Annotated in this window: 15 protein-coding genes; 12 read left to right on the top strand and 3 right to left on the bottom strand. The window is 57.3% G+C overall.

Going from position 1 to position 18929, the window contains the following annotated elements; translation table 11 throughout:
* Positions 1-7: 7 nt before the first annotated feature.
* A complete protein-coding gene (locus GR183_RS04900; protein ID WP_160774479.1) occupies positions 8-1162 on the top strand; it encodes a fumarylacetoacetate hydrolase family protein in 1155 nt (384 codons plus the stop codon).
* A gap of 98 nt (positions 1163-1260) precedes the next feature.
* Here the strand turns inward: GR183_RS04900 and hemA are convergent, their stop codons facing one another.
* Entirely contained in the window at positions 1261-2472 is a 1212-nt protein-coding gene (hemA, locus tag GR183_RS04895; protein ID WP_160774839.1) for a 5-aminolevulinate synthase, read from the bottom strand.
* Positions 2473-2839: 367 nt separating this feature from the next.
* Positions 2840-4405: an arylsulfatase gene (locus tag GR183_RS04890; protein WP_160774478.1), complete on the bottom strand. Its 1566-nt coding sequence runs from the start codon at positions 4403-4405 to the stop codon at positions 2840-2842.
* Positions 4406-4926: 521 nt separating this feature from the next.
* Here GR183_RS04890 and GR183_RS04885 point away from each other — a divergent pair.
* From GR183_RS04885 to GR183_RS04850, 8 genes are all read left to right on the top strand, one after another.
* Positions 4927-6798 carry a sensor histidine kinase gene (locus GR183_RS04885; RefSeq protein WP_244313636.1) on the top strand — a complete coding sequence of 624 codons (1872 nt, stop codon included), beginning with the start codon at positions 4927-4929 and terminating at the stop codon, positions 6796-6798.
* A gap of 4 nt (positions 6799-6802) precedes the next feature.
* Positions 6803-7423: a response regulator transcription factor gene (locus tag GR183_RS04880; protein WP_202395843.1), complete on the top strand. Its 621-nt coding sequence runs from the start codon at positions 6803-6805 to the stop codon at positions 7421-7423.
* A 73-nt stretch (positions 7424-7496) separates the two neighbouring features.
* Positions 7497-7868 (top strand): response regulator transcription factor, encoded by a 372-nt coding sequence (locus tag GR183_RS04875; protein ID WP_160774476.1) that lies wholly within the window; start codon positions 7497-7499, stop codon positions 7866-7868.
* Positions 7869-8042: 174 nt separating this feature from the next.
* Positions 8043-9353, top strand: a complete 1311-nt coding sequence (locus GR183_RS04870; RefSeq protein WP_160774837.1) for a DUF3300 domain-containing protein — start codon at positions 8043-8045, stop codon at positions 9351-9353.
* Positions 9354-9378: 25 nt separating this feature from the next.
* Entirely contained in the window at positions 9379-10320 is a 942-nt protein-coding gene (locus tag GR183_RS04865; RefSeq protein ID WP_160774475.1) for a DUF2950 domain-containing protein, read from the top strand.
* A complete protein-coding gene (locus GR183_RS04860; RefSeq protein WP_160774474.1) occupies positions 10317-10880 on the top strand; it encodes a hypothetical protein in 564 nt (187 codons plus the stop codon). The genes GR183_RS04865 and GR183_RS04860 overlap by 4 nt, the downstream gene beginning before the upstream one ends.
* 284 nt (positions 10881-11164) lie before the next feature.
* Positions 11165-13036: a tetratricopeptide repeat protein gene (locus GR183_RS04855; RefSeq protein ID WP_160774473.1), complete on the top strand. Its 1872-nt coding sequence runs from the start codon at positions 11165-11167 to the stop codon at positions 13034-13036.
* Positions 13037-13422: 386 nt separating this feature from the next.
* A complete protein-coding gene (locus GR183_RS04850; RefSeq protein WP_160774472.1) occupies positions 13423-13692 on the top strand; it encodes a hypothetical protein in 270 nt (89 codons plus the stop codon).
* A 48-nt stretch (positions 13693-13740) separates the two neighbouring features.
* Here GR183_RS04850 and GR183_RS04845 read toward each other — a convergent pair whose 3' ends face one another.
* Entirely contained in the window at positions 13741-14757 is a 1017-nt protein-coding gene (locus tag GR183_RS04845) for a LysR family transcriptional regulator (RefSeq protein ID WP_160774471.1), read from the bottom strand.
* Between the two features lie 241 nt (positions 14758-14998).
* Here GR183_RS04845 and chvE point away from each other — a divergent pair, with 241 nt between their 5' ends.
* The 3 genes from chvE to mmsB all read left to right on the top strand — a co-directional run bounded on the left by chvE (position 14999) and on the right by mmsB (position 18919).
* Positions 14999-16066 carry a multiple monosaccharide ABC transporter substrate-binding protein gene (gene chvE, locus GR183_RS04840; protein WP_202395841.1) on the top strand — a complete coding sequence of 356 codons (1068 nt, stop codon included), beginning with the start codon at positions 14999-15001 and terminating at the stop codon, positions 16064-16066.
* A gap of 119 nt (positions 16067-16185) precedes the next feature.
* Entirely contained in the window at positions 16186-17712 is a 1527-nt protein-coding gene (gene mmsA, locus GR183_RS04835; RefSeq protein ID WP_160774470.1) for a multiple monosaccharide ABC transporter ATP-binding protein, read from the top strand.
* A gap of 4 nt (positions 17713-17716) precedes the next feature.
* Positions 17717-18919, top strand: a complete 1203-nt coding sequence (gene mmsB, locus GR183_RS04830; protein ID WP_160774469.1) for a multiple monosaccharide ABC transporter permease — start codon at positions 17717-17719, stop codon at positions 18917-18919.
* Positions 18920-18929: the final 10 nt, after the last annotated feature.

Here is an 18929-nt window from a genome sequence, read left to right as displayed (position 1 = left end):
AAGATAGATGCTTCCCACAGGCAATGACTTGGATAATGCGCTGCTTGTCGGGCGTGTATGGCGCCCTGATGCGGCCGGCCCTTCGCTTGTCACCGTACGCAGCGGGCGGGTCGTCGACATTACGTCAAGGCAAACGCCCACCATGCGCGACCTTCTGGAGCGCGACGACCTCGGCGAGTATCTGTGCAAGGTCGAAGGCGAAGATCTGGGCACGCTGGAAGAGATATCGGGAAACTCCACCGAAGGCGCTGACGAAGGCAAGGTTCATTTCCTGTCTCCAGCCGACCTCCAGTCGATCAAGGCCAGCGGCGTCACCTTTGCCCAGTCGATGGTCGAGCGCGTCATTGAGGAAAGAGCGGCCGGCGACCCCGATCTTGCGCAGGATATCCGCAAAAAGGTGCAATCCGTTATCGGCGACAGCCTGCGCGGCATCGTTCCTGGCTCCGACAAGGCCATGCAGGTCAAGGCTGTGCTCCTGCGCGAAGGCCTGTGGTCGCAATATCTGGAGGTGGGCATCGGCCCGGATGTCGAGGTTTTCACCAAGGCTCAGCCCATGGCTTCCGTCGGCTGGGGAGCATCCGTCGGTCTGCATCCAGTATCGCGTTGGAACAATCCCGAGCCCGAGATCGTGCTTGCGATCGACAGCAAGGGCCGGATCCGGGGTGCTGCCCTCGGCAACGACGTCAATCTGCGCGATGTCGAAGGGCGCTCCGCTTTGCTGCTCGGCAAGGCGAAGGACAACAACGCCTCATGTGCGATCGGCCCGTTCGTTCGCGTGTTCGACGACAACTACACTCTCGACGACGTGCGAAGTGCCGAGTTGAGCCTGAAGGTAGAAGGAGAAGACGGCTTCGTTCTCGACGGCCATTCGTCGATGACGCAAATCAGCCGCGATCCGGAGGATATCGTCCGCCAGACCATCGGCCGCCATCACCAGTATCCCGATGGGTTCATGCTGTTCCTCGGAACGCTCTTCGCGCCGGTTCAGGATCGCGACGAACCTGGCCAAGGCTTCACGCATAAAGTGGGTGACGTCGTCTCGATCTCGGAAGCAAATCTCGGCGAGCTTCGAAACACGGTGCGTCTTTCAACCGAATGCCCTCAGTGGCAATTCGGTACCGCTTCGCTGATGCGCAACCTTGCGGGCCGAAACCTTTTATAATCACCGCCCCGGAACGGCGTGTATGCACACAAAGAAAAGCGCATCCGGACAATGCCATCCGGATGCGCTTTAATCCCAGTCTTGCCGGCAGATCGGTATCAGGCTACGGCACGAGACAGCGCGCACTGCGACCATAGGTCATTAAGCGCACCGACGAGATGATCGAGATCGGCCTGCGTATGCAGAGGCGAAGGCGTTATGCGCAGCCGCTCCGTCCCGACCGGCACCGTCGGATAATTGATCGGCTGCACGTAGATGCCGTAACTGTCGAGAAGCAGGTCCGACAGCCATTTGCACTTCGCGGCATTCTTGACCATCACCGGTACGATGTGGCTCGGATTCTCGAGATGGGGTATGCCGCGAGCATCCAGCATGGCACGCAGTTTCTCAACATTTCGCCGCTGCTGACGGCGTTCGAACTCGCTTTGCTTCAAATGCTTGATCGAGGCGATCGCGCCTGCGGCAAGCGCCGGTGGCAAGGCGGTCGTGAAGATGAAACCCGAAGCGAATGAGCGTACGAAGTCGCAAAGCGTCGCCGATGCGGCGATATATCCGCCCATGACACCGAAGGCCTTGCCGAGTGTGCCTTCGATCACCGTCAGACGGTCCATCAATCCTTCGCGCTCGGCAATGCCACCACCGCGCGGGCCGTAGAGACCGACCGCATGGACTTCATCAAGATATGTCATTGCGCCGTATCTATCGGCAATGTCACAGAAATCGGCGATCGGCGCGATATCCCCGTCCATGGAATAAACGCTTTCGAAAGCGATCAGCTTCGGCCGGGCCGGATCGTCAGCCGCGATCAACCGCTCGAGATCTTCAGGGGAGTTGTGCTTGAACACCCGCTTCTCGCAGCGCGAATGGCGTATACCCTCGATCATTGAGGCGTGGTTCAATTCGTCGGAATAGACAATGACGCCGGGGATCTTCGAGGCAAGCGTGCCGAGGGCGGCCCAATTCGAGACATAACCGGAGGTAAAGATAAGTGCCGCTTCCTTGCCGTGCAGGTCGGCAAGCTCGCGCTCCAGTTCGACGTGATAATGATTGGTGCCTGAGATGTTGCGGGTGCCGCCGGCCCCCGCGCCACAACGGTCGATCGCCGTTTTCATGGCAGCCGTCACGGCCGGGTGCTGGCCCATCCCCAGATAGTCGTTGGAGCACCACACGGTCACATCGTGGGTCGAGCCGTCGTTACGGTAACGCGTGGCTTTCGGGAAGGCGCCGGAATGCCGCTCGAGATCACAGAAAACGCGGTAGTTCCCCGCCTCGCGCAATCCGTCGATGGCCTGCTTGAAGAAAGCGTCCATATCCTTCACGCTTCTTCCCCTTTCCTCGTCCCTGTTTCTTCGCGGTGTCGAACGTCGCTGAACGCTAACAAATCAACGCGAACGATTTTCTCGTCCTTCTTTGCCCGATCGTGCCGCAGATTCCAAGGCCGTAGACGCCCTGATGGCGAATTCGCCGCACCCTCACAAAGTGTTCAACGAATCTCAGCGACACGCGGTGCATCGGGCATATCGTGGTGAAAGGCTCTGCTTGCGTGCAGATATCAGCCCCATCAAACACATCTATAATTTTGAATATATAAACTAGCCAATGCAAGCACAACCATTTTGTCGTGCAAAAGGGGCCGGTTGGCCCGGCCCCAATGCAAATCAGGCACAAATACGTGCCTTAACGGCCCATGCCCTCTTTAAGCTTCGCCTCGATCGCGCTCAGATTGAACGATCCTGGCGTTTGGCTGGGCGGGTAGTCGCGCATGGTCTGCAGGAACTGCGCCGCGAGCGCCTGTATCGGCACGATGACAAACGCCCGATCCAGAAGCCAGTCATCATAAATGTTGGCATTGTGCTGGGCCCTCTCGAACGGGTCGCGCCGCAGGTTGAATATCAGCGGCACACGCAGTTCGATGAAAGGTTCGCGCCATACACCGAAGGCCTGTCCCCGGTTTTCCAGAAAAACCACTTTCCAGTCATCATAGCGGGCTGCAACAACCTGCCCGTCGTCATTGACATACCAGAACTCATGACGTGGCGAATCTTCCGTAGCCCCGGAGAGATAGTCGACCATGTTGTATCCATCGATGTAATTACGATAAGTCCGACCAAGCAGTTCGACGCCTTCGCGCAGTTTGTTCTTGATTTCCGGATCACCTGCAATGGCGGCGAATGTCGGCAGCCAGTCTTCATGCGCCACGATTCCGTTCAACGTCTTGCCCGCCGGAAACTGGCCCGGCCAGCGCACAAAGGCTGGAACACGATAAGCACCTTCCCAGTTGGAATTCTTTTCACTGCGGAATGGCGTCGTGCCCGCATCCGGCCATGTGTTGTAGTGCGGCCCGTTGTCGGTGGAATACATCACCACTGTATTGTCGGCGATGCCGAGTTCATCAAGCAGGTCGAGCAATTGGCCAACGTGCATGTCATGCTCAACCATACCGTCATGATATTCATCGCCACTCGGTCCGGAGATACCCGTGTGCTCCTCCTTCACGTGCGTGCGGAAATGCATGCGCGTACCATTCCACCACACGAAGAATGGTGTACCCGCCTCGTGCGCTTCTCGGATGAAGCGGATGGCTTCCGCAACCGTCTCGTCATCGACTGTTTCCATGCGTTTCTTTGTAAGTGCGCCGGTATCTTCTATCCGCTGCGTCCCATCTTGATTCGCCCATGTGTGAAGCACGCCGCGTGGGCCGAATTGCTCCTCGAAAGTTTTGCCGTTGGCGAGCACCATCTCATTGGGATAGTCACGATTTTCCGGTTCTTCCTCGGCATTGAGGTGGTAGAGATTGCCGAAGAACTCATCGAAACCATGATTGGTCGGCAGATGTTCGTCTCGGTCGCCCTGGTGGTTTTTGCCGAACTGGCCGGTGGCGTAACCAAGCGACTTAAGAATGGTCGCCATGGTGACGTCTGTCTCCTGCCAACCCTGCTCTGCGCCGGGTAGGCCAACCTTCGTCATACCGCTTCTCACGGGCACACTGCCGCCGATGAAGGCGGCCCGCCCGGCAGTGCAGCTTTGCTGTGCGTAATAGTCGGTGAAGGAAAGACCCTCATTGGCGATACGGTCAATATTCGGCGTCTCGTAGCCCATCATGCCACGATTGTTGTGACTGACGTTCCATGTGCCGATATCATCGCCCCATATCACCAGAATGTTCGGTTTCTGGCCATCCTGGGCCGATGCCGGGATGGTCAGCGAAACCGCGAATGCAGCGGCCAGCAGTATCCTTTTCATCTGCTCCTCCTCGTAATTCCTTCAATACCTCTGACAAGCAGACGCCGATCCGGCGCCGCGCGGGACGTTTCGGAATTTCAATCGGAATTCGGGAAGACGGTTTTCCAGTCGCGAAACACCCTCCCCGGAAGGCGGCTCGAAACAGCTTTTGTGAAAATACCTTTCAGGAAATGACGAAATCCCAATTCAGCCAGCATCTCTCCCAACCTCTTCAGGTGTGATAAGCCCCGTCAGCCTGCGGCAATCCGGATCGAATCCGGTCGACGACGTGGTGACAGCCGCGGTAATGGCGATATTTACTGTCCTGGTAAATCTTACGTTTGGGAAGTTGGACCTTGGGGAAACACAGCGGGACAATCCGCTGCTGACGTTTCTGACATGGGTAACAGCGTCCTGGAAAGAGAGTTCATTCGCCTTTCAGGAAACGGCCGCCAGCTCGTTATCCGAGCTAATTGTCTTGAATTTTGCAGCATGACATTACGTAATACTGTCGATGCAATTGTTGAATAAGCTTTGTGAGCATGGTCAATTTCGTCGCAAATCGAGGCTTGGCCGTAAGGATTTTCCTCCTCGCACAACTATTTCTTTATCCACTCAGCCCTGCCCTACCCCAAGGAGACGAAAGATCGCAGGTAGCGCGCGTTCTGATAGTCAGCGAGAATGAAAGCACGCTCAACGCCATTGCGGAAATAAGGACTGCCCTTCAGCGTGAATTTGAGGGAGGTGCGCCAACATCGGTCGAGCTCTACACGGAATATCTCGATACGGTGCGTTTTCCCGGGTCCGACTTACGCGATCGGCTCGTCGAAATGATGACCTCAAAATACGCGGATGCCCCTCTCGACGTAGTGATCACGATCGGCCCGGGCGCATTTCGTTTCATCTTGGAAAACCGCGAGGCTATAGCACCGGATGTGGCGATTGTCGCCGGCGCTATCACTGAAGCATCGATCGATCCTGCTTCCCTTCAAGAAAATGTCTGGGGCATCATCAGCCATTTCGACGTGCCAAAAACGCTGGACCTCGCTCTCCGGCTTCAGCCGGACGCCTCCCGGATCGTAGTCCTCAGCGGATCATCCGATTTCGACCGGAGCTGGCGGGAGAGCGCACGTCGCGATCTTGCGCAAAGCTACCACGGCGTCGAGGTGAAATATCTATCCGGGCTGACGCTCGACGGTTTCAAGGAAGCCGCCGCCGCCTTGCCGCCGACTGCCATTCTGTTGGTACTCACGGTCTTTGAGGATGCCGACGGAAGAGCTTTTATCCCTAAGGATGCGACGACACAAATCGCATCCGCATCCGCTGCACCCGCATACGGGGTGTACAGCTCATACATCGGCACAGGCATTGTCGGCGGTTTCATTGAGACTTTTGACGGGATTGGCGTCGATCTGGCGTTGATGGCTAAGCGGATAATATCCGGGAGCCTTTCCGGGGAACGACTTAGAACCTCCCCGGGGCGCCCAACCGTCGACTGGCGTCAATTAGCGCGGTGGGAAATACACGAGGCATTGCTGCCGACGGATACACTCGTTCTGCATCATGATGCCTCGATTTGGGATCGCTATCGACTGCAGATCCTCGCGATCCTAGCGATCTTGATGCTTCAATCCGGCACGATAGCTGCCTTGATCGTGCTCGACCGCAGGAAGCGGCGGATCGAGAAAGAACTCGCGCTGGAGCGGCTTGAACTTGCCCACCTATCGCGGACCACGCAACTGGGCGAACTTTCCGGATCCTTCGCACATGAACTGAACCAGCCGCTCACCTCGATCCTAGCAAATGCAGAAGCGGGCATTCGCCTTATTGACAGGGAAGAGCCGGATATTCCGGAGATCCGGAATATCCTTGAAGACATAGCCTCCTCTGATCGCCGCGCTGCAGGCGTCATCAAGCAGCTCAGGCAAATGATGCTGAAGGGCGAAGTGACGCTCGAGCCGATGGATTTGAATGAAGCCGTCTCGGCCACCCTTGCGCTTTTGCGTGGCGAACTTGTCGAACGGCAGACAAAGGTCTCTTTCATTCGCAATTCCGAAGTACTGCCGGTCAAAGGCAATATGGCGCAGTTACAGCAGATCGTCCTCAATCTGACAATGAACGCAGCAGATGCCATGGCTGATCTCCCGGCGTCCAATCGACGTATACAGATCGAAACATATGCTCGGGAAGACGGGACGCGCACGCTTTCGGTATCAGACCGGGGTTCCGGTGTGTCTCCCGAGTTACGGGAGGCGGCATTTCAACCATTCGTCAGCGGAAAGACGAACGGCATGGGTCTTGGCCTCGCCATTTGCCGGTCAATCGCCGGAGCGCACGGGGGTACTCTGGAGTTTGATGAAAAGGCTGGCGAGGGTACTCGCATCATCCTCACCTTGCCGGCAATAGGAGGGTGAAGGCATGCCGGCAATGAACGACACGCCTGCGACAGTCTATCTTGTCGATGACGACGAAAGTGTGCTCTCCGCGCTTTCCAGACTGCTTACCGGTTACGGATATCGGTGTGAACGCTATTCGAGCGCTGAGGATTTCCTGAGCAAACACAATCCTGCCGCGCCCGGATGTGTCGTCCTCGATGTCGAACTGCCGGGACTCAACGGCTTTGCCCTATACGATCGGCTGCGTGAAATGCCCCCCTGTCGGCCAGCCATATTCCTGACAGGACGCGGAACGATTGCCGGAAGTGTCAACGCCATGAAATCCGGCGCGATCGATTTTCTTACAAAACCGGTCGAAGCGGACGATCTCGTGAACGCGGTCAAGGCAGCTTGCCAGCGAGATATCGATGCCAGAAACGCCTTTGCCCGGAAGAAATCCGTGGAGGAACGTCTGGCAAGCCTTACCGCACGCGAGCTGGAAGTGATGACCCATGTCGTCACCGGGCGTATGAACAAACAGATCGCCGCCGATCTCGGCATAGTGGAAAAAACCGTCAAGGTTCACCGCTGTAGGATGATGACAAAAATGGAGGTCCGCACCGTTGCCGATCTTGTGCGCATTATCACGCTCCATGAATCATAATCGTTATTTCAGCTGACGCTGTTGGACCCAAGGGCAATATCCAATACGGCGGCCGTTGTCGTAATAATAATGAATGAGCCCAAAAGAAATCGTGGTCGCGATCGTGGACGACGATGAGTCGGTACGCCGCGCGTTGCAGCGAATGGTCCTGTCGTTATCGTTCGACCCGGTGGGTTTTCAGTCTGGCGACGACTTTGTCGCCAGCCTGGATCGCCGGATGCCGGACTGTGTGCTGCTTGACGTCCACATGCCAGGGCTCAGCGGGCTGGGTGTGCTTCGCAAAATGACCGCTGGACGGCGACACGTTCCGGCTATCGCCATTACCGGCTTCGACCAGCCGGGCTTGCGGGAAAAATGCCTGGATGCCGGAGCTGTCGCCTACCTGATAAAACCTCTCGATAGTTCAGAGGTGGCAAATGCGATCGAAAACGCCACAGCGGCCTGAACCGCAAAACGTTGAAATCTCAAGCCGATTGAAGATATTCTGCCGATCTCTAAGGAAGATCAAACGCACCGGGAGCAAATAAAAAGATAATCTGTATTGGTGGGAGTGTGAAAGATGACCGTAAAGTCAATCTGGCTGTCAATTATCGCGCCATTCCTCATCTTGCTTTTCATAATGTTCGAAACACCTCCCGGTTTCGCCCAGGACCAATCCGCTGCGGCGGAAGCGGCCGCACCGGTGGATGACCAGTCTCCACCGCCTTTGACCGAAGAGGAGCTGGAAGTACTGGTCGCGCGGATCGCGCTCTATCCCGACGAGCTGATCGCAGCCATTTCCGGTGCTTCTCTTTACCCGCTCCAGATCGTCGAAGCTTCACGCTTTCTCGACGATTACGCCAAGGACAATTCGCTAGAGCCGAAGTCCACCTGGGACGGCAGCATAATATCGCTTCTGAACTATCCCGAGATCGTAAAAATGATGAGCGACGATCTCGACTGGACTCAGTCGCTAGGCGACGCGCTGACCTATCAGCAGAAAGACGTTCTGGTCGCCATCCAGCAGTTACGCGAGCAGGCGGTCGCCGACGGCATTATCAAATCCGACGACAAGATGGATGTGAGCGAAGAAAACGACAACATCATCATCAAGCCGGCGGATCCGGAAGTCGTCTACGTGCCGCAGTACGAACCGCAAATGCTCTATGATCCCGGCTATGCTCCCGCGCCCATAAGCTACTATCCCGATCCCTATCCCAACTATTACTGGCCGACCGCCACCTTCTTCACTGCGGCCGTCACCGGTGCGGTCTGGGCGGCGGCTGTCGATTGGGACGACTGGGGCGTCTGGGGCGGACGCTGGAACGGCGGCGGCGTCGATATCGACTGCAACCGATGTTTCAACAACGTCAATGTCGACGGAAAATTCAAGTTCAACGATATCGACTGGAAGAATGTCGACCGGAGCAAGATCAACTTTGACAAGGACAAACTCAAGAACATCGACCGATCGCAAATCAGGAACAACATCAAGCAGAACACGAACAATTCGATCCGTAACCGGGCGTCGGAGATAAAGAAGAAGCGGCCGACGACACTTCCGGGCAAAGCCGGCAACACGAGGGACATTCGCAAAAGCACATTGGACGGCCTGAAGGGCAAGCCCGGCGCATCCAACAACCTCGCGAATGCCCGCCCGGCGAACCGACCATCAAGGCCCGCAGCCGACAGGAAACGGCCCCAGAAGGCGAACGTTCAACGCCCGGCAAACAAGAAAGCCAGCCGGCCGTCCGGCAAGAAAAAGCCCGCCGCGAAAAGAGACAACAGACCGAAGAATGCCTCCAAGCTCGGTAAGCCCAGCCGCGGCAAACAGCAGAAGGTGGCTGCCAAGCGCGGGAACAAGTCCATGGGTGGCGGAAGGCGTGGTGGCGGACAGAAAGCCCACAAGTCCGTCAAACGCAAGGGCGGCGGCGGACGGCGCAGGCGCTGAACTTCCGGGACAGGGAACGAAAATCATGAACACGGCATTTCATCGCATGCTTCTGGTATCGGCGGCCATGGTCCTTTCAGGCACTGTCGCCGTTTCTAATCCCGCTCCCGGTTTGGCGCAGGAGGAACCTTCGATTTCCGACTTCGCTCTCGATCAGGACCCGCCGGTTTTCGATAACGCCGAGGCGGCCGTCGAAGCCTTCAAGAAAGCGCTTGCAGACGACGACTTCGATCGGGTGGCGGAACTCCTTGGCCTTGATGCCTCGAAGCTCAAAGGCGACGAGAGCACCATGGAAGCCTATGGCGAAATCCGGGAGGGAGCCGCAAAGCGCGTTATCGTCGACGAAATGGATGATCGCGCACTTATCGACATTGGAGACAAATTGTGGCCCTTTCCCTTCCCCATCACAAAGGGTGAAGACGGCAAATGGGCGTTCGACACCTACGCGGGCCTGGAAGAAATCGTGAACCGGCGCGTTGGCGAGAACGAGCTTGAGACGATCTCCACCATGCGCGCCTATGTCGATGCCCAGCACGACTATGCGGAGGAAGATCGCGACGACGACGGCGTACTGGAGTTCGCCCAAAAACTCATCAGCAGTGAAGGCCTAAAAGACGGTCTTTATTGGGAAGATGAGGCCAGCCCAGCCGGAGAGTTCGTCCAGCAAGCCGCCCTCGACAAGGCCAAGGAAGGCGAAGGCTATTTCGGCTACCGCTACCGCATTCTCACGGGACAAGGCGACCGCATCGCCGGCGGCAATTACGATTACGTCATAAACGACAATATGATCGCCGGTTTCGCGCTCATAGCATGGCCTTTGAAGTACGGCGAAACGGGCGTTCACACCTTCATGGTGAGCCATCACGGCATCGTCTATGAAGCCGACCTCGGCACGCCGACGGAAGCGATCGTAAAATATATCGATCGCTTCAACCCGGACGAGGCTTGGGAGGTCGTGCCCGAGTGATCCAGTTCGCCAGCATTCTGGCCCGCCCTTTCCTTGGCAAGGCTTCATCCGGCGAAGGGGACGGAAAGAAGCTTGCTGCCGTCAATACACTGCTCGCTGGCGGGACGGGCGATGCGTGGCTTCCGCTGGGGCGCGTGCAAGCCACTCCTTCCATCAAAGGGCATCTGCGGTCCACATCGGTCTCCGTCACGCGCGGCGATGTCGTGAGCGGCGAGGAGACGATAAGTTGGCAGCAGTTCGACTGGCCAGTCGACCAGCATTTGGATGATTGCACGTTCAATAGTGTGCGCTGGCGCATATACAAAAACGCTCTGATCTGCCTGGAGCTTGTCGCCAGCAAGGACAAGGAAGGTTTCGATCACCGCGACCTTCTGGGGCACAGGTTGGAGCTTCGAGACCGCACAGGCTTCGTGATCGGCGTTTGGACGGCTGCTTTCGTCGTCCACGAGGGAAGCGATCACCTTGCCTTCGCCGCATCCGCGGAGGAAGATTTCCAACTCCTCAAGCTGCATTTCGACGACATCGCCGACACTCAGGAGGGCATTTGTTTCAGGATCTGATTTTCGATCGGAAGAAAACAAAGCCGGCTCCGCCTCGACTTGACCGTCTAGGCAACCGCCAAGTCATCACGCCGGCACATGATCGCCGGCGGTTGCACCGTATGTTCTTTCTGAATCCGCTCTCCTTCCTTCTTTCTGCTCTTTTCGTTTGCCTATGTCTTTTCGAAGCCCCCCCTGCATTAGCCCAAGAAACACGGGATCCCGCCTTCGTCACCAGCAAGACCTGCCAGTCCTGCCATTCGAAAGCTTTTGGCGATTGGTCGGGTTCGCATCACGACTGGGCCTTGAAACCTGCTGAAGAGCCATACGTCCTAGGCGATTTCGATGATGCGGAATTCGAACACGACGGCACGTCCTATCTCTTCCATCGCGATGGAAATGCTTTTCGAGTAGAACAGGAAGGCGCAGACGGTGAAAACACGTCATATGAAATCGAATATGCGGTCGGAATAACCCCCCTGCAACAGTATCTGGTGGAGACGAAACCCGGTCGCCTTCAGGCACTGGACATTGCCTGGGACACTGAAAATCGCCGCTGGTTTCACCTTTTCCCCGACCAGAAGCTTACGCCGGAGGACGGCCTGCATTGGACGGGACCCTACAAGAATTGGAACGCGCGCTGCGCGGAATGCCATCAGACCGACTTTCGCAAGAATTACGAACCGAGAACACGCAGCTATTCAAGCACCTGGAGCGAGTTGAACGTTACTTGTGAAGCCTGCCACGGCGCTGGAGAAGCGCATGTCGCCTGGGCTCATGCGCAGGAAAGCGGAGCCGATCCTTCGGCTGCGATCTCGGGCTTTGCGGGCATCGACAACTACGGATTTCTCACAGGGCTCGAAGGATCGAACCAGTTCCGGGAACTCAACCTTTGCTTTCGATGCCATTCGCGGCGCGAACCGATTGGCGCGGACAGCCCGCCCGCCGCGTCACTGTTTTCGAATGACTACCGCCTTTCACTGCTTAGGCCCGGGCTCTACTACCCAGATGGCCAGATCCGCGACGAAGTATATGTCGCCGGTTCCTTTCTCCAGAGTAAAATGTACGCCGCAGGCGTGACCTGCACGAATTGTCATGATCCGCATTCGCTGAAGCTCAAGGCGGAGGGCAATGCGCTCTGCACGCAGTGCCACAATCCTCAGGGAAATCCCGATTTTTCCGGCCTGAAGCCGGCGCTTTACGACGATCCGGGCCACCATCACCACGAGGCCAGGAGCGACGGTGCGCGTTGCACATCATGCCATATGCCCGAAACCACTTACATGCGGGTCGATCCGCGCCGCGATCATTCCTTTCGTGTGCCGAGACCCGATCTATCGGTGGAATTCGGCGTCCCGAACGCATGTACCGGATGCCATACCGGCAAGACTGACGAATGGGCCGCGGAAACGGTGAAGGGCTGGTATCCCGACGGTCGCTCCGGAACGCCCTCCCTTGCGCATTTTCTCGATCCGGGCATGACGCTTGACGATGTGGCGGTCGAACGTCTCGCCGTTTACGCGGAAACGGTCGAAAATGCGGGCATTGCGCGGGCAAGCGTGCTTGAGCGCCTTTCTCAGGCGGAAACGCCTGAAGTCGGCATCCGGGTCGCCCCTTTGCTGGACGATAAAGATCCGCTTGTCAGGTCGGCAGCCGCCGATCTGCAGGCCGGTGCAGAACCGGAATACATTCTGGAGCGTTTGCTTCCGCTTCTCACCGATCCTGTGAAAAGCGTTCGGATCGATGCCGCGAGGTACATGATTTCCGTACTGTCCCGGCCGATCCCCGACGACAAACGGCAAGCGCTGAGCGAGGCGTTTCGCGAATATCAATCTTCCCTGGCGGCCAAGGCGGATTTTCCTGAAACGCAGATGGCGATCGGCGGCCTCGCGCTCGCGCTAAGAAACGTGCCGGTGGCGGATCAGGCGTTTCGCACTGCCGCCGAACTCGATCCCCAGCTCCACGAGGCATGGCGCATGCGCGCTCGTATTGCATGGGCAACGGGAGATCCGGAAGGCGCCATTTCCATTGCCGAGGAAGGGTTGAAGAAAAGGCCGGACAGCGCCCTGTTAATGTCTACGCTCGCGGAGATATTCGGATCGACAGGCCGCCAGGAGGAGGCAAGGCGCTTTCTTGAACGCGCGCAAGAGGCCGCGCGCCAAAATGAAGATCCATAGCAATGTGTGGCTGGCAAGAGTCCTGTCGAGAGAATGAGTTCACCAGAATCACAATTCCTGATAGCGAAAATACATACTTTCATTCTTTTGCTACTGGTGCGATAATAACTTAACGGAATAAGAATGTTGTTTTATAGTAACTCGGATCCGCACATAGTTTTTGCGGCAATTCCCTGGAGCGCTTTCCACGAAAGCGGATTCACTTTCGTGATTGGAAACCGCTTCATAATCAATATCTTGAGCATATCCTTGTCGCGAAATCCAATCCAGATTCTGCGGGATATGCTCTAGAGAAATCAGTCTCGTAGATACAAACGGCAATAGGGTTTCATACTTGTCTTGCGCGAAGGCTCGACGCCAGTTTCTTACAATGAAGGGAAATGAAAATGCCCGGAAAATCGAATTTACTTACAATAATGCTCACCTGTTCGGCTTTCATGATTGCAGCACCGGCGATCGCCTTGGCGGATTGCGCTGAGGATATAGACAAGGTGGAGCGCGCTCTTGGTACGCCTGGCGACTACGGCATTGATGTCACTACAGCGGAGTCGATGCGGGTGCTGCTTGACCAGGCGAATGAAAAACGGCGCGACGGCGACGAGGCAGCATGTCAGGAACTGATCAATCAGGCCAAGCAGATGGGCAACGTCGAATAGCAAACGGCCGATCAATCCGGGCTCCGGAAATTCGACAAGCAACCACTATCAAGAAATGACGTCGGACTTTTCCCTGGAAAGCCGCGATGCCATTTGGCAACGGTTCAATTGCTGCTCGACGGCCGAATAAAACAGCTGCGCGGCGGGTGAAAGATCCTTGTCTTTCATTCGGATCAGCGAATACGCCGAAACGGTCAGGTCTTCGGCCACCGGCAGGGTGGTAATTCGCCCGCCAAAACCGTTACTGTCCGAGTAGAATTCCGCGACCGAGCGGGCGATCGGCGCGATCGCATTCGATTGCCCGATCAGCGCAAGTGTCATAAGCAGGGAAGACGTGCGTACCACCCGTTGCGGCAGCAGATTTCCGGCTTCGACCAGATAGCGCTCAACGGTTTGCGCCAGCAATCCGTCCTTCGTCTGCATTACCCAATCATAAGGGATACAGTCCTCAAGCTCGAGGTCCTTTCGCCTCGTCAGCGGATGCCCGTTGCGCACGATCAAGCCGATAGGTTCCTCGCCGACGACCTGGGTTGAAAAAAGATCCAGATCGGCATCGCCCAGAATTCGGCCTATGAAAAAATCTATGGTCCCATCGAGGAGTGCTTCGACAAGCTTGCCGCTTGTCTCCACAGTCACCATGACATCTATCGCCGGGTGCGTGACGCGCATCTGCCTTATGACCGGAAGAACCACTTCCAGTGCGGGCCCGGTAACGGATCCAAGACTCACCCTGCCGCGCTGTCCGGCGCTCATTTCCCCAATCTCGCGGTCAGTGTCATCGAGTTCGCAGAGGATACGTCTCGCCCGCTCGGCAAGACGCCCGCCAAGCTCGGTAAGCTCGATGCCTCGTGGGTGGCGCACGTACAAATCTGCGCCGACGATCGCCTCCAGATCCGCCAGCAAGCGCGAAGCGGCGGGCTGCGCCATGCTCAGGCGTTGGGCGGCGGCACCGACCTGACCGGTATCCCGAACAGCGGAAATAAGACGCAAGTGGCGCAGCTTGAGCCCCTTTCGCACCAGCCTGTCCTTGCCGGCATTATCGAAAGCCGCGTCAACATGGTCCATCGTACTTCTCTCGACTTGATATTACATTTTATATATATCAAATAGCATTATATGTATTTGTACGGAATATCGAAACTGGGTAACGCTTTCGTTGCGTCAGGTTGACGCAGCGGTGCCGCGCGAACCGATCCCTTGTCTTACCGGCGCCGTTGGGAGGAAACGAGATTGCATCGCAGCAGAGGGTCTTCGCGAGCCGTCACGGCGCGCCGCCTCTCGCCCTGCGGCGATCCGGGAGGACATGATGAGCAAATTCACCAGGACCCTTATGGCTGCCGCGTTAGCTGCAACCACATTCGCAGCGCCCAGCCTTTCGTTTGCCGACGGTTTCGTCGGTATCGCCATGCCGACGAAATCCTCTTCGCGCTGGATATCCGACGGCAATTCCATGGTCGAGCAATTCGAGGCCGCAGGCTACACCACCGATCTGCAATATGCTGAAGACGATATCCCCAATCAGCTTGCCCAGATCGAGAACATGATCACAAAGGGCGTGAATGTCCTCGTCATAGCCGCCATCGACGGTACGACGCTTTCAAATGCGCTTGCCAACGCAAATGCCGCCGGCATCAAGGTGATCGCCTATGACCGCCTGATCCGCGACAGCGAACATGTCGACTATTATTCCACTTTCAACAATTTCCAGGTGGGCGTTCTCCAGGCGACAAATCTGGTAAATGGTCTCAAGGCACGTTACGGCGACGTAAAGCCCTGGAACATAGAAGTTTTCGGCGGCTCGCCCGACGATAACAACGCCTATTTCTTCTACAATGGCGCGATGTCCGTCCTCCAGCCGCTGATCGATTCCGGCGATATCGTCGTCCCGTCCGGCCAGATGGGCATGGATACGGTCGGCACTCTGCGTTGGGACGGCTCCGTCGCCCAGGCACGCATGGACAACCTTCTGTCCGCAAACTACACGGGCCAGCAGATCCACGGCGTACTTTCGCCCTACGATGGGCTTTCTATCGGCATCATCTCCTCACTGAAGGGCGTGGGCTACGGTTCGGGCGACCTGCCGATGCCGATAGTGACCGGTCAGGATGCCGAAATCCCGTCGGTTAAAGCGATCCTCCGTGGTGATCAATACTCCACGATCTTCAAGGACACGCGCGAACTCGCCCGTGTAACCGTCGGCATGGTCGATGCCCTGCTTGGCGGCAGCGAGCCGGAGATCAACGATACCGAGACCTATGACAACGGGGTCAAGGTCGTGCCGTCCTACCTGCTTAAGCCCGTCCCGGTGACCGAGGCGAATTGGGAAGATGTGCTTCTGGAAAGCGGTTACTACACCCGCGACCAGATTCAATAACGCATCTGTTCGGGGCCGCGCCCGACGCGGCCCCAATTTTCCGATCCGACCGCAAACGAGCGGTCGATAAACCGCGGCATAGGTCCAGCCCGAATAGAACCGCGGCTGAGGGCAGGCTCATGGACTACATTCTCGAAATGCGCGGGATCACCAAGGAGTTTCCTGGGGTCAAAGCGCTGGACAATGTCAATCTTCAGGTCAGGCGCGGCGAAATCCACGCGCTTTGCGGGGAAAACGGCGCTGGCAAATCGACGCTGATGAAGGTGCTGAGCGGGATTTATCCGCACGGCAGCTACGACGGCGAAATCATCTACGAGGGCGAGACGAAGGCCTATCGCGGCATCGCCGATACCGAGCGTGACGGCATCATCATCATCCACCAGGAACTGGCGCTCGTGCCGCTCCTTTCGATTGCGGAAAACATCTTCCTCGGCAACGAATGCGCAAAGAACGGCGTAATCGACTGGCGCGAGACCAACCGGCGCACGGCGGAACTCCTGAAGCTCGTGGGCCTGCGGGAAAATCCCGAGACGAGGGTCGACGACCTCGGCCTGGGCAAGCAACAACTTGTCGAAATCGCCAAGGCGCTTTCCAAGAAGGTGAAGCTCCTGATCCTCGACGAGCCGACCTCCTCGCTCAACGAAGCGGACAGCGAAGCGCTGTTGTCCCTGCTGATGGAATTCCGCAAGCAGGGCATCACGGCGATCATGATATCGCACAAGCTCAACGAGATTGCGAAAATCGCCGATACCATCACCGTTCTGCGCGATGGCGCGACGGTCAGCACGAAGGACTGCTCGACGGGGCAGGTTGGCGAGGATGATATCATCCGCGACATGGTCGGGCGCAGTCTTCACGACCGCTATCCGCCCCGCGAACCCAGGATCGGCAATACGGTCATGGAAGTGAAGAACTGGACGGTTCATCACCCGTTCCATAACGAATGGCTTTCCGTCGACAACGTCAATTTCAACGTGCGCAAGGGCGAGGTTCTGGGTATCGCCGGGCTGATGGGCTCCGGTCGCACGGAACTCGCGATGAGCCTTTTCGGGCGCTCCTACGGCCGTCATATCACCGGTGAAGTCATTGTTAACGGCAAGCTCGCGGATGTCTCCACGATCCCGCGCGCGATCAACGCCGGGCTCGCCTATGTCACGGAAGACCGCAAGACCTACGGCCTGGTGCTCGATCAGACGATCCGCCGCAACGTGCCGCTCGCCAATCTCGAAGGTGTGGCGGACCACATGGTGGTCGATGAGCGCCGCGAGGGCGAGGTCGCAAGCGAATACCGGGCGAAGATGAATATCAAATGCTCGTCGGTCGAGCAGGAGGCGGTCAACCTTTCCGGCGGAAACCAGCAGAAGGTTGTCCTGTCCAAATGGCTCTTCGCCGACCCCGACATCCTGATCCTCGACGAGCCGACGCGCGGCATTGATGTCGGCGCGAAATACGAGATTTACACGATCATCCGCGATCTCGCGGCGGCGGGTCGATCCGTGATCGTCATCTCTTCCGAAATGCCCGAGCTTCTGGGCATCACGGACCGCATCTACGTCATGAACGAAGGGCGCTTCGTCGGCGAACTGCCGACCGCCGACGCGACCCAGGAAAAGATCATGTCCATGATCATCAAGTCAGGTGGATAGTCAGATGGACCAAAGTGCAACCGCTCGGGCCAGCACTCAGCACGAAGAGCATTCGGCCACCAGCTTCATAAAGAAGCACATTCGCGAATACGGGATCCTGATCGCGCTTATAGCGATCATGGGCTTCTTCCAGGTCGCGACCGGCGGCATTTTGCTGAAGCCGGTCAACATCACCAACCTGATCCTGCAGAACAGCTACATCGTCATCATGGCGATAGGCATGCTGCTTGTGATCGTCAGCGGCAACATCGACCTATCGGTAGGCTCCGTCCTTGGATTCATCGGCGCACTCGCCGCTGTCATGATCGTCAATTGGGAGGTAAACTACTTCCTTGCCGCCATTATCTGCCTTGCGGCAGGCGCGCTTATCGGAGCAGCGCAAGGATTCTGGATCGCCTATTACAAGATCCCTTCCTTCATCGTCACGCTTGCCGGCATGCTGGTCTTCAAGGGGCTCACCCTCTGGCTCCTCGAGGGCCAGTCGATCGGCCCCTTCCCGCCACAGTTCCAGTTGATCGCCTCGGGCTTCGTTCCGGATTTCTTCGGCGGTGAAGGTCTCAACCTATTCTCACTCTTCATCGGCCTTGCGGTTGCCCTCGGCATCCTCGTCATGGCCATACGCACACGTACGGAACACCAGAAGACCGGCATCGTCGACGAACCCTTCTCGTTTTTCGCCACCAAGCACGCGCTGATCTTCATCGCGCTTGTTTATCTCAGCTACCTGATGGCGGATTTTCGAGGACTTCCCAATGTCTTCATCGTCATGGCGCTTCTTATCGCCGTCTACAGCTTCATCGCCGGACGTACGACGATCGGGCGGCGCATCTACGCGATCGGCGGCAACGAGAAGGCGGCGAAGCTTTCGGGCATCAACAGCGAACGGCTGACGTTTCTGACCTTCGCCAACATGGGCATGCTGGCGGCCCTTGCCGGCCTTGTTTTCGCCGCCCGCCTCAACACCGCAACACCAAAAGCGGGCCTTGCCTTCGAGCTTGACGTCATCGCCGCCGTCTTCATCGGCGGAGCGTCCATGTCCGGCGGTGTCGGTACCGTCGTCGGTGCGGTTGTCGGCGCCTTCATCATGGGCGTGATGAATAACGGGATGTCAATCCTCGGCATCGGCATCGACTGGCAGCAAGTCATCAAGGGCCTGGTGCTCCTGGCCGCCGTGATTTTCGACGTCCTCAACAAGAACAAGGCCTGAGGGAGCGTAG

The sequence above is a fragment of the Stappia sediminis genome, from assembly GCF_009826895.1.
Lineage (GTDB): Bacteria > Pseudomonadota > Alphaproteobacteria > Rhizobiales > Stappiaceae > Hongsoonwoonella > Hongsoonwoonella sediminis.
Note: the sequence above shows the minus strand (reverse complement) of the source record. Positions and strands in the feature narration are given on the sequence as shown.